Source organism: Nonomuraea sp. NPDC050663, from assembly GCF_044456985.1.
Taxonomy (GTDB): Bacteria; Actinomycetota; Actinomycetes; order Streptosporangiales; family Streptosporangiaceae; genus Nonomuraea.
The window spans coordinates 1-10,654 of record NZ_JBITGL010000043.1 but is presented as its reverse complement, the minus strand read 5'-3'; the positions used below and the strand labels follow the sequence as shown (position 1 = coordinate 10,654).

Genomic DNA, 10,654 nt, shown 5'->3' with positions numbered 1-10,654 from the left:
CTTATGCGACCACGCTACGGAGGAGATCGTAAGAGCACACGTCTTAGCGCGAGTCACTGTTTTTCTTCGAGGCTACGGGGGGGGCCCGGCCCCCCGGGGTTGGGGGGGGGGGGGGGGGGGGGGGGGGGGGGGGGCCCCCCCCCCCCCCACGACCACGTCCCTGCCGCGCTCCTGTGCCCGGCGGCCTTCGCCGAGCATCGCGAAGGTCTTGCCGACGCCGGGAGCGGCGCCGAGGTAGACACGCAGCCGGCCTCTGCTCACTGGTCCAGGGCGAGGTTGAGTTCGAGCACGTTGACGGCGGGTTCGCCCATGAAGCCAAGCGCCCGGCCGGTGGTGTGCTCCTGGATGAGGTCCCGGACCTGCGCCACGTCCAGTCCGTGCTGCTTGGCCACCCTCGGGGCCTGCAGCTCGGCGTAGGCGACCGAGATGTGCGGGTCCAGGCCGGAGCCGCTGGCGGTGACGGCGTCGGCGGGCACGACCGCCGCGGCGTCGCCGCGGACGGGGACCGTACGGCCCGCGGCGTAGTCCTCGCCGGGCTTGCCGCACTCGACCATGAGACCCTCGTACTGTGCGACGAAGGGCCGGGCGGGGCAGGCCTGGTTGACGCTGACCGCCCGGTCGGGGAAGACCTTCAGCACCGCGCCGACGCCGTCGCCCGTGCAGTACGGCCGGGCGCCGCTCACGCCCTCCAGCTCGCCGACCGCTTGGGAGCGGGCGCAGACCTGGGTGAGCAGCGACGGGCGGTCGGGCGTGTCCAGCACGTCCTCGGGCCCGAGGTTGCTGGCGGCCGTGGAGAGCATGTCGTAGCCGTCGCCCGCGGCGCTCGGGCGCGGCTGGAAGTACTCGTCGTGTCCCTCGAAGGGCTGCCCGACGAGGGCGCTGCCGACGGTCCTGCCGTCCTTCTCGATGAGCGAGCCGTTGGCCTTGCCGTTGAACAGGGCTTGGGCGACGCCGGTGGTGGCGAGCGGGTAGGCCACGCCGAGGATCACGGTCAGGACGGCCACGGCCCTGACGGCGGCGAGATGCTGGCGGATCCAGCCGGGTAGACGTTCCATCACACGATCCCTGAGATGAGCAGGTCGATGAGCTTGATGCCGATGAACGGCGCGATGATGCCGCCCAGGCCGTAGATGCAGAGGTTGCGGGACAGCAGCTTGGAGGCGCTCGAAGGGCGGTAGCGCACTCCGCGCAGCGCCAGCGGGATGAGCGCGACGATCACCAGGGCGTTGAAGACGACCGCGGCCAGGATCGCCGACTGCGGCGAGTCCAGGCGCATGATGTTGAGCGCGTCGAGGCCGGGGTAGACCGCCGCGAACATCGCCGGGATGATCGCGAAGTACTTGGCGATGTCGTTGGCGATCGAGAAGGTCGTCAGCGCGCCGCGCGTGATGAGCAGCTGCTTGCCGATCTCCACGATCTCGATGAGCTTGGTCGGGTTGGAGTCGAGGTCGACCATGTTGCCCGCCTCCTTGGCGGCGCTGGTCCCGGTGTTCATCGCGACGCCCACGTCCGACTGGGCCAGGGCGGGGGCGTCGTTGGTGCCGTCACCGGTCATGGCGACCAGGCGGCCGCCCTCCTGCTCCTTCTTGATCAGGGCGAGCTTGTCCTCGGGGGTCGCCTCGGCCAGGAAGTCGTCGACTCCCGCCTCGTCGGCGATGGCCTTGGCGGTCAGCGGGTTGTCGCCGGTGATCATGACGGTGCGGATGCCCATGCGGCGCATCTCGTCGAACCGCTCGCGCATGCCCTGCTTGACGACGTCCTTGAGGTGGATCACGCCCAGGACCCTGTCCTTCTCGGCGACCACGAGCGGCGTGCCACCGGAGGCGGCGATGCCGTCGACCACCTGGCCGACCTGCTCGCCCGGGGCTCCGGCCCAGGCCATCACCGCGGTGGCGGCGCCCTTGCGGATCTGCCGGCCGTCGACGTCGACGCCCGACATGCGGGTCTGGGCGGTGAACGGCACCCACTCGGCGCCCCGCAGTTCCCGCTCGCGCAGGCCGTACCTCTCCTTGGCGAAGACCACGATCGAGCGGCCCTCGGGGGTCTCGTCGGCCAGCGACGAGAGCTGGGCCGCCTCGGCGAGCTCCTGCTCGGTGACGCCCTCGGCCGGGACGAACTCGGCCGCCTGGCGGTTGCCCAGGGTGATGGTGCCGGTCTTGTCGAGCAGCAGCGTGCTCACGTCGCCCGCGGCCTCGACCGCCCGGCCCGACATGGCCAGGACGTTGCGCTGCACGAGGCGGTCCATGCCGGCGATGCCGATCGCGCTGAGCAGCGCGCCGATGGTGGTGGGGATGAGGCAGACCAGCAACGACACGAGGACGATCCCCGATACGCCGTCGCCGGTGAGAGCCAGGGAGTCCGCGATGCCCGGATTCTCGGCCTTGGCGTAGATGGCGAACGGCTGCATGGTGATGGTGGCGACCAGGAAGATGATCGTCAGCGCGGCCAGCAGGATGTTGAGGGCGATCTCGTTCGGCGTCTTCTGCCGGTTGGCCCCCTCGACCAGGGCGATCATGCGGTCGACGAAGCTCTCGCCGGGCTTTTGGGTGATCTTGACGACGATCTCGTCCGAGAGGACCTTGGTGCCGCCGGTGACGGCGCTCCTGTCGCCGCCCGACTCGCGGATGACCGGGGCGGACTCGCCGGTGATGGCCGACTCGTCGACGCTGGCGATGCCCTCGATCACGTCGCCGTCGCCGGGGATGGTCTCACCGGCGGCGACCACGACGACGTCGCCCTGCTTCAGCTCGGTCGCCGCCACCGTCCCGCCCGAACGCAGGCGCGCCGTCGTGTCGCGCTTGGTCGCGCGCAGGGTGGCGGCCTGGGCCTTGCCGCGGCCTTCCGCGACCGCTTCTGCGAGGTTGGCGAAGAGCACGGTCAGCCAGAGCCAGGCCACGATCGCCCAGGCGAACAGGCTCGGCTCGACGATGGCCAGGACGGTGGTGAACAGGGCGCCGATCTCGACGATCAGCATGACCGGGTTGCGCCACAGCGTGAACGGGTTGAGCTTCCTGAAGGCGTCGAGCAGCGACGCGACGGTGAACACTAGAGCAGTCCTTCTGCGATCGGGCCGAGCGCGAGCGCGGGGAGAAAGGTGAGGGCGACCAGGACGACCGTGACGCCGACGACCAGGCCGACGAACTGCGGCCGGTGCGTGGGCAGCGTGCCCGCCGACTCGGGGACCGGCTTCTGCGCGGCCAGCGATCCGGCCAGGGCGAGCACGAAGATGATCGGCAGGAACCTGCCGAGTGCCATGCACAGGCCGAGCGCCACGTCGTACCAGGGGGTGTTGACGGTGACGCCGCCGAACGCCGAGCCGTTGTTGTTGGAGGCGCTGGTGAAGGCGTAGAGGATCTCCGAGAAGCCGTGCGGGCCGTCGTTCAGCATCGCCGCGAGCCCGGCCTGGTTGCCCATCGCGACCGCGGTGCCGGTCAGCACCAGGACCGGGGTGACCAGGAAGTACAGCGAGGCGAGCTTGATCTCGCGGGCGCCGATCTTCTTGCCCAGGTACTCCGGGGTGCGGCCGACCATCAGCCCCGCCACGAAGACGGTGATCACGGCCAGGATCAGCATGCCGTACAGACCGGCTCCGACGCCGCCGGGGGCGACCTCGCCGAGCATCATGTTGACCAGCGTCATCATGCCGCCGAAGGGCGTGTAGCTGTCGTGGAAGGAGTTCACCGCGCCGGTGCTCGTCAAGGTGGTCGCGGCGGCGAAGGTGGCCGAGTTGGCGACGCCGAAGCGCACGTCCTTGCCCTCCATCGCGGCGCCGACCGCCTGCGGCACAGTCGCGTCGCCGGCCAGCTCGAAGACGTTGGTGAGCACCACGCTCGCGATGGCGAGGGTGGACATGACAGCGAGGATCGCGTAGCCCTGCCGCAGCTGGCCCACCATGCGACCGAACGTGCGCGTCATGCAGATCGGGATCAGCAGGATCAGGAAGATCTCGAACCAGTTCGTCCAGGCGGTGGCGTTCTCGAAGGGGTGGGCGGAGTTGGTGTTGTAGAAGCCGCCGCCGTTGGTGCCCAGCTCCTTGATGACCTCCTGGCTGGCCACCGGCCCGCCGGTCAGGTTCTGGGTGCCGCCGGTGAGGGTGGTGATCTCGTGCGGGCCGGTGAAGTTCTGCACGACGCCGCCCGCGACCAGCACCAGCGCGCCGACGAAGGCGATCGGCAGCAGGATGCGCAGGGTGCCGCGCACCAGGTCGACCCAGAAGTTGCCGATGGTGTCGCTGCCCCTGCGGGCGAAGCCGCGCACCAGCGCGATCGCGACGGCCATGCCGACGGCGGCGGAGACGAAGTTCTGTACGGCCAGCGCCGCCATCTGGGTGAGATGGCCCATCGTGGACTCGCCCGAGTAGGCCTGCCAGTTGGTGTTGGTCACGAAGCTGATCGCTGTGTTCCACGCGATGTGGTCGGGCACCGCGTCGAATCCCAGGCTCAGGAAGAGCTTGTCCTGCAGCCGCTGCATGCCGTACACGAACAGGATCGAGATCACCGAGAACGCGAGCAGGGCGCGGGCGTAGCCGCCCCAGCGCTGCTCGGCCTCCGGCCGCACGCCGAGCAGGCGGTAGATCGCCTTCTCCACGACGTTGTGCCTGGCGCCGCTGTAGACGCGGTGCATGTAGTCGCCGAGCGGTCTGTAGACCAGGCCGAGGGCGACGATCAGGGAGAGAATGAAGGTCCAGCCCATGGTCAGAACCGCTCCGGGAACAACAACGCGGCGATCATGAAGATCACCAGAACGATGGCGACGGACAGGCCGATGGCGTTGACGGCGCTCACAGCCGCTCCACCGCCTTCACCACGAACCCGAAGATCACGAAGATCGCGATCGTCAGGGCGACGAAGATGACGTCACCCATGTGCAGCTCCTCAGCTCGAATCCGGCCGCCCTGGTCAGGCGGTCACACGATCAGCTAAGTGGCACTTTTGGGGCATTTGGCTGTTCTTGACGACTTCCCTACGCGTCCGGGAGGAATTCTGACGACCTCCATACGCGTCAGCCGCTACTTAGTGATACCGTTTACTGGTAGTCAGTGATGCTTAATAGCTGAAAGGAGGTGCTCCATGGGCAAACAGCTGACGGAGATGCTCAAGGGCACACTGGAGGGCATCGTTCTGGCGCTCCTGTCCGTCCAGCCAGCCTACGGCTACGAGATCACGGCACGACTCCGGGAGCAGGGCTTCTCCGAAATCGCCGAGGGCACCATCTACGCCCTGCTCGTCAGGATCGAGCAGCGCGGCTTCGTCGACGTGGAGAAGGTCCCCTCGGAGAAGGGCCCACCGCGCAAGGTGTATTCACTCAACGCCCAGGGACGGGCCTACCTCGAAGAGTTCTGGAAGACCTGGCGCTTTCTCACCGAACGACTCCAGCAACTCCAGGAAGGAGCCAAGTAGCCATGGCCACCCAACCGGGCGAGCAGAAGAAGGGCATTCTCCGCTACATCGAGCTGGTCACCGGATCACTCGAGGAGAAGAAGCGCTGGCGGCAATACAAGGCGCGCGTGCAGCGGCTTCCCGAGAACTACCGCATCGCCGCCGAGGCGACGGAGAGGTACCTGATCCACCTCGCGCTGACGGACGGCTCGGTCGAGATCTGGGAGGACCTCGCCGACCTGTTCGAGCAGAGCGTGGCCGACGGCACCGCGGTCCGGTCGCTCTTCGGCGACGACCCCGCGGAGTTCGCCGAGACCTTCGCCGCCAACTATCCCGCGGGGCAGTGGCGCAACCAGGAACGCAACCGCTTCGCCCGCGCCGTCCAGGACGCGTCGCGACACGACACGAGCGCCTGACGAGACCACAGGGGAAGGCAGGAGATGAACTTCTGGGAAACCGTGACGGGAAGCGATCTCACCAGGGAGTGGAAGGCCTTCGAGGCCCGCGCCCAGGCCCTGCCGCCCGGCTACCGGGCGGCGTGGGAGCAGATCAAGGCACACATGTTCCCCTACGGGGACTTCACGGGCCGCAACCTGATGCCGATCCTCGACGGCGTCCTGGGGCTGCTCGAAGAGACGGCGTCCGACGGACAGAGCATCGACGACGTGATGGGTGACGACATCGAGGGCTTCTGCGCGGCGCTGGTCGGCGGGCAGGGTGCGCGGAACTACCGCGACCGGTGGCGCGAGCAGTTGAACAGGAACGTCGCAAGGAAACTGGGCCGGCTGGGAGGCTGACGTGGGCATCCAGGACATCATCGAGGGCAAGAAGCAATGGCGGGCACACATGGCGCGGGTCAAGGCCCTCCCGCCCGACTACCAGATCGTCTACAAGGAGATGCAGAAGTACTTCTTCAAGGTCGGGCCCGTCGGCCTGGCCGACGGGCGGTTGCTGACGGGGCTCGTCGACTTCTTCGAGGAGGGCGCCGCGTCGGGCAAAGGGGTGCTGGAGCTGCTCGGGAACGACGTCGCCGCCTTCTGCGACGACCTGATTGGCGACTCGCGCACCTACGCGGACCTCTACCAGGAGTCCGTCGCCGGGAAGCCCGGCACGGCGGAGCAGGGCTGAGGCGCTAGACCGGCAGGGTCCAGCGTTGCCAGGCGTTGGCGTTGCAGTCCCAGATCTGCAGCCGGGTGCCGTTGGCGGTGTTGCCGCCCGGCACGTCCAGGCAGCGGCCCGACCGCGGGTTGCGCAGCTGGCCAGCCGAGGTGGCCGACCACTGCTGGGCGCCGCCGCCGTTGCAGTCCCAGATCTGCAGCAGGGTGCCGTTGGCGGTGCCCTGACCGGCCACGTCGAGACACTTGCCCAGCGCCCGGACGGTGCCGTCGGCGCCGATGCTCCAGCGCTGCGCGCCCGTGCCGTTGCAGTCGTAGAGCTGCACCGCGGTGCCGTTGGCCGTGGCGGAGCCGGCGACGTCCACGCACTTGCCTCCCGCGCCGGTGATCTGCCCCGTTCTGGGCTGGGCGGAGAGGCTGACCTCGCCCTGGTTGAGGACCCGGGGATGGAAGTAGGCGTTCTGGATCTCGGTGTTGGTGTTGTCGCCGCGCAGCTGCTCCGACCAGATCATGAAGTAGCTCCATCGGGTCTGACTGTCGAGCAGGCTCGCGTTGGGGACCTTCCCCATCTCGGCCAGCGCGATCGGCTTGGAGCCCGCGATGCTCTGCATCTGCTGGTAATCACCCTGGCTGGGGTGCGATTTGTACCAGACGTCCAGCGACACGACGTCGACGTAGGACGAGCCCGGGTAGTAGGCCGCCCAGTTGCCGGCGGGGTTGTCCTGCACGTTCCAGACCCAGATGAGGTTGGTCAGGCCCTTGCTCATCAGGTGGTCGCGGGTGATCTGGTAGAGGCGGGCGCCGCCGTTGGGTCCCGGGCGGTTGCCCCACCAGTTCCACGCCTCGTTCATCTCGTGCAGCGGGCGGAACAACACCGGGACGCCGGCGTCCTTGAGCTGCTGGAGGTAGGGGACGACCTCGTCCAGCCGCCGTTTCCACGCGGTGTTGAGCGCCGTGCCGTTCGTGACGATCTGGCTGAACTGGTCGTTGGAGATGCCCGTCTTCACGCCGCCCTCGAACTGGCAGGTGCCGGCACCGGTGGGCGTGCACACGTGCCAGGTCAGCGTCACGAGCGAGCCGTTGGCCCATTCGAGCTTGGCCTGGTCGACGACGCGCTGGCGGTTGGCGACGTCCTCGGGGCGGAACATCAGGTCGCCGCCCCACAGGCCGGGGTACTGGCCGGTGATGTCCCTGACCTGCTGGGTGTACTGACCCGGCAGGCTGGCGGGCTCCTTGTTGTGCTGGCCGGAGACGATGTTCCTGCCGGTGATGGAGGTCAGGTAGTTGATGACGTCCTGGCGCGAGGCCGCGGGGAAGGCCCGCGCCGCCGGGGCGGCGACGGTGGTCAGTCCCGCGGTGGTCAGTAACGCGACCAGGAATGTGGCGAGGCGGCGGGATGGGGGGTGTGACATGCTGCTCCTCCTCGTGGGGGTGGTGACGAATAGGCCAGGGCCGCGGCGCCGTACAGACCGGCTTCACGGCCCAGGGTGGTCAGGCCGACCCGCACCCGCTGGGCGAAGGCGAGCCCGGATTGGGCCGCGATGGCCTGGCGGAGCGGGGTCAGCAACACGTGCCCGGCGCCGGCGACGCCGCCGCCGATGACGACGTCGTCGACGTCGAGCAGGGTCGCCGTGGTGTGGATGCCGCGGGCGAGGGCTTGCGCGGCGCGCCGGAACGCGCCGAGCGCGACGGGCACGCCCTTTCCCGCATCGGTCGCGAGCTCACGCGCGTCGAGACCGGTCCAGCCGTTGGCCCGCGCCCAGCGGACCATGCTCGGGCCGCTCGCCACGGTTTCCAGGCAGCCGGTCGCCCCGCACGGGCACGGCTCGCCCGCGTGGTCGACGACGATGTGACCGATGTGCCCGGCGTTGCCGGTCGGTCCGGTGTACGGCCGGCCGTCGAGGATCAGCCCGCCGCCGATCCCGGTGGAGACGACCACGCCGAGCAGGCTCCGGGAGCCGCCGTCGTAGCCGCCCTTCCACCACTCGCCGAGCGCCATGCACTGCGCGTCGCCCGCGAGCGCCACGGGCACGCCGGGCAGCAGCCCGGAGACCACGTCGGCGAGCGGGAAGCCGCGCCAGGCCGGGATGTTGACCGGGCTGACCGTGCCGGCCTCGATCGGCCCGGCCGAGCCGATGCCGACCGCCGCCACGCCCGGCCCGGCGATCTCGTCGATCAGCCCGCTCAGGGTGGCCGTCGGGTCGGGCCCCACGGCCCGTTCGGTACGGCTGACCATGGCGCCTCGACGATCGACGAGTGCGGCGGCGAACTTGGTCCCGCCGATGTCGATGGCCAGAACCGTCGTCATGGTTCTCCTATTTGAGGGCGCCGGAGGTGAAACCCCGGTAGATGAAGCGCTGAAGCAGCAGGAAGACGATCAGCGACGGGACGATCACGAGCACGGTGCCGGCCGAGATCACTTCCCAGTGGGCGCCGTAGGGGCCCTTGAAGCGGAACAGGGAGGTGGAGATCGTGCCGAGGTCGCGCGAGGGCATGTAGAGGAAGGGGATGTAGAAGTCGTTGTAGATCACGACGCCCTTGACGATCACCACGGTGGCGATGGCGGGCTTGAGGAGCGGCAGGATGATGCGGCGGTAGACGGTGAACGAGTTGGCGCCGTCCAGGCGCGCCGACTCGTCCAGCGAGGTCGGGATGCTCCGCATGAACTGGATGAAGATGTAGATCGACACGATGTCCGTGCCCATGTAGAGCAGGATCGGCGCCCACCGGGTGTTGAAGGCGCCCATGCCCTCGATGATCTGGAAGGTCGCGACCTGCGTGGTGATGCCGGGCACCAGCGCCGCGACCAGGAATCCCGCCAGCACCAGCTTCTTCAGCCGGAACTGGAAACGGTCGACCGCGTAGGCCGTCATGGAGCCGATGACGACGGTCGCCAGGACGGAGAAGAACAGGATGAACGTCGTGTTCCCCAGCGCGGGCAGCATCTTGCCGTCGACGAAGGCGGTGGCGAAGTTGTCGAAGTTGGACCAGTCGCCAGGCATCGACAACGGCCCGTCGGTCGCCATCTCGCGCTCGGTCCGCAACGAGGTCAGCAGGATCGTGACCAGCGGCAGGATCACGACGGCGGTGGCGAGCACGAGCGACAGGTACTTCAGGAAGGCGGCGGCAGCTCTTCTCATGTCATCTCCACCCGCTCGTCGGGCACCAGCACGCGCTGCAGCCACGTCACCAGCAGCACCAGGCCGAGCAGCACGATGGCCGCGGCCGAGGCCAGGCCGACCTTGTCGAACTGGAAGGCCAGCTTCAGCGTCTGGATCACGAACGTGGTGCTGTTGTTGGAACCGCCGGTCATGATCAGCGGGATCTCGAAGACCGACAACGAGCCCGACACGGCCAGGATCGTGGTGATGCTGATGATCGGCTTGAGGGCCGGCAGGGTGATGTGGCGGAACTGCTGCCACTTCGTGGCGCCGTCGAGCGCGGCGGCCTCGTACAGGTGCGTCGGGATGGCCTGGATGGCGCCGAAGAACAGCACGAAGTTGACGCCGAGGAATCGCCAGACCGACACCCCCGCCAGCGAGGTGTTGACCAGGTCGGGATCGCCCAGCCACAACTGCGGCGTGGCGCCGAACAGGCCGAGCACCGTGTCGAGCGTCCCGCCGGGCTGGAAGAAGTAGAGGAAGACGAAGCCGATCGCCACGCCGTTGATCAGATACGGGAAGAACAGGATGCCCTTGAAGAAGGCGCGGAAGCGCACCTTCGCGCTGAGGATCGCCGCGAAGTAGAGCGCGAGCACGATCTGCACCACCGCGCCGGCCAGGTAGAACAGGCTGACGAAGAAGACCTGGAAGAGCTTGGGACGCGTGAACAGCTCGGTGTAGTTGTCCAGGCCCACGAACCGGCTGCTCTTCGACAGGCCGTCCCAGTCGGTGAGGCTGTAGGAGATGAGGTTGGCCACCGGCACATAGGTGAAGACGACCAGCAGCACCAGCGGCACGGCCAGGTACAGCCAGTGCGTGAATCTCCAGGACCGCCGCACGCGGCGGTGGCGGCTGGGTGGCTGCGGCGGGGGGGGGGGGGGGGGGGCCCCCCCCCCCCCCCCCGGTACGCCCCCCCCCACCCCCCCCCCCCCGCCCCCCCGCGGCCCGGGGGGGGGGGCAGGGCGGGAAGGAACCACAAGGCCGCCCCGCCGCGCCCGCC

At 68.8% G+C, this 10,654-nt stretch carries 13 protein-coding genes; 4 read left to right on the top strand and 9 right to left on the bottom strand.

Translation table 11 applies throughout. From position 1 onward, the window contains the following. Positions 1 to 72 precede the first annotated feature (72 nt). From ACIBH1_RS49005 to ACIBH1_RS48985, 5 genes are read right to left on the bottom strand one after another with little or no spacing between them, the layout of a single operon-like run. The gene (locus ACIBH1_RS49005) at positions 73 to 261 is read right to left on the bottom strand and encodes a hypothetical protein (RefSeq protein WP_397321036.1); all 189 of its coding nucleotides are present in this window, start codon (positions 259 to 261) and stop codon (positions 73 to 75) included. Continuing rightward, positions 258 to 1,055, bottom strand: coding sequence for a potassium-transporting ATPase subunit C (locus ACIBH1_RS49000; RefSeq protein ID WP_397321035.1), 798 nt, complete (start codon positions 1,053 to 1,055; stop codon positions 258 to 260). The genes ACIBH1_RS49005 and ACIBH1_RS49000 overlap by 4 nt, the downstream gene beginning before the upstream one ends. After that, positions 1,055 to 3,046 carry a potassium-transporting ATPase subunit KdpB gene (kdpB, locus tag ACIBH1_RS48995; RefSeq protein WP_397321034.1) on the bottom strand — a complete coding sequence of 664 codons (1,992 nt, stop codon included), beginning with the start codon at positions 3,044 to 3,046 and terminating at the stop codon, positions 1,055 to 1,057. The genes ACIBH1_RS49000 and kdpB overlap by 1 nt, the downstream gene beginning before the upstream one ends. Then, complete coding sequence (gene kdpA / locus ACIBH1_RS48990) at positions 3,046 to 4,692, bottom strand: potassium-transporting ATPase subunit KdpA (protein WP_397321033.1); 1,647 nt, start codon at positions 4,690 to 4,692, stop codon at positions 3,046 to 3,048. Before kdpA ends, kdpB begins: the two co-directional genes overlap by 1 nt. A 2-nt stretch (positions 4,693 to 4,694) precedes the next feature. Beyond that, positions 4,695 to 4,784 (bottom strand): potassium-transporting ATPase subunit F, encoded by a 90-nt coding sequence (locus tag ACIBH1_RS48985; RefSeq protein ID WP_397321032.1) that lies wholly within the window; start codon positions 4,782 to 4,784, stop codon positions 4,695 to 4,697. A 285-nt stretch (positions 4,785 to 5,069) separates the two neighbouring features. Here ACIBH1_RS48985 and ACIBH1_RS48980 point away from each other — a divergent pair, with 285 nt between their 5' ends. Genes ACIBH1_RS48980 through ACIBH1_RS48965 form a run of 4 tightly spaced genes read left to right on the top strand, consistent with a single transcriptional unit; the run spans position 5,070 to position 6,506 of the window. Next, entirely contained in the window at positions 5,070 to 5,399 is a 330-nt protein-coding gene (locus ACIBH1_RS48980) for a PadR family transcriptional regulator (RefSeq protein WP_397321031.1), read from the top strand. A 2-nt stretch (positions 5,400 to 5,401) separates the two neighbouring features. Then, positions 5,402 to 5,794: a DUF1048 domain-containing protein gene (locus ACIBH1_RS48975; protein WP_397321030.1), complete on the top strand. Its 393-nt coding sequence runs from the start codon at positions 5,402 to 5,404 to the stop codon at positions 5,792 to 5,794. A 24-nt stretch (positions 5,795 to 5,818) separates the two neighbouring features. Next, entirely contained in the window at positions 5,819 to 6,175 is a 357-nt protein-coding gene (locus tag ACIBH1_RS48970; protein ID WP_397321029.1) for a DUF1048 domain-containing protein, read from the top strand. 1 nt (position 6,176) lies between these two features. Next, the gene (locus ACIBH1_RS48965) at positions 6,177 to 6,506 is read left to right on the top strand and encodes a DUF1048 domain-containing protein (RefSeq protein ID WP_397321028.1); all 330 of its coding nucleotides are present in this window, start codon (positions 6,177 to 6,179) and stop codon (positions 6,504 to 6,506) included. Between the two features lie 4 nt (positions 6,507 to 6,510). On the opposite strand, the gene ACIBH1_RS48960 is transcribed toward ACIBH1_RS48965, so the two are convergent. Genes ACIBH1_RS48960 through ACIBH1_RS48945 form a run of 4 tightly spaced genes read right to left on the bottom strand, consistent with a single transcriptional unit; the run spans position 6,511 to position 10,493 of the window. Further along, a complete protein-coding gene (locus ACIBH1_RS48960; RefSeq protein WP_397321026.1) occupies positions 6,511 to 7,905 on the bottom strand; it encodes a glycosyl hydrolase in 1,395 nt (464 codons plus the stop codon). Then, positions 7,854 to 8,801, bottom strand: coding sequence for an ROK family protein (locus ACIBH1_RS48955; RefSeq protein ID WP_397321025.1), 948 nt, complete (start codon positions 8,799 to 8,801; stop codon positions 7,854 to 7,856). The genes ACIBH1_RS48960 and ACIBH1_RS48955 overlap by 52 nt, the downstream gene beginning before the upstream one ends. A 7-nt stretch (positions 8,802 to 8,808) precedes the next feature. After that, positions 8,809 to 9,633 carry a carbohydrate ABC transporter permease gene (locus ACIBH1_RS48950; RefSeq protein ID WP_397321024.1) on the bottom strand — a complete coding sequence of 275 codons (825 nt, stop codon included), beginning with the start codon at positions 9,631 to 9,633 and terminating at the stop codon, positions 8,809 to 8,811. Then, the gene (locus ACIBH1_RS48945; protein ID WP_397321023.1) at positions 9,630 to 10,493 is read right to left on the bottom strand and encodes a carbohydrate ABC transporter permease; all 864 of its coding nucleotides are present in this window, start codon (positions 10,491 to 10,493) and stop codon (positions 9,630 to 9,632) included. The genes ACIBH1_RS48950 and ACIBH1_RS48945 overlap by 4 nt, the downstream gene beginning before the upstream one ends. Positions 10,494 to 10,654: the final 161 nt, after the last annotated feature.

What these genes read in the sequence shown, in the direction of transcription:
- ACIBH1_RS49000 (WP_397321035.1), bottom strand. Translation starts at nt 1,055, where the DNA reads ATGGAACGTCTACCCGGCTGGATCCGCCAGCATCTCGCCGCCGTCAGG.
- kdpA (WP_397321033.1), bottom strand. Translation starts at nt 4,692, where the DNA reads ATGGGCTGGACCTTCATTCTCTCCCTGATCGTCGCCCTCGGCCTGGTC.
- ACIBH1_RS48980 (WP_397321031.1), top strand. Translation starts at nt 5,070, where the DNA reads ATGGGCAAACAGCTGACGGAGATGCTCAAGGGCACACTGGAGGGCATC.
- ACIBH1_RS48975 (WP_397321030.1), top strand. Translation starts at nt 5,402, where the DNA reads ATGGCCACCCAACCGGGCGAGCAGAAGAAGGGCATTCTCCGCTACATC.
- ACIBH1_RS48970 (WP_397321029.1), top strand. Translation starts at nt 5,819, where the DNA reads ATGAACTTCTGGGAAACCGTGACGGGAAGCGATCTCACCAGGGAGTGG.
- ACIBH1_RS48960 (WP_397321026.1), bottom strand. Translation starts at nt 7,905, where the DNA reads ATGTCACACCCCCCATCCCGCCGCCTCGCCACATTCCTGGTCGCGTTA.
- ACIBH1_RS48955 (WP_397321025.1), bottom strand. Translation starts at nt 8,801, where the DNA reads ATGACGACGGTTCTGGCCATCGACATCGGCGGGACCAAGTTCGCCGCC.
- ACIBH1_RS48950 (WP_397321024.1), bottom strand. Translation starts at nt 9,633, where the DNA reads ATGAGAAGAGCTGCCGCCGCCTTCCTGAAGTACCTGTCGCTCGTGCTC.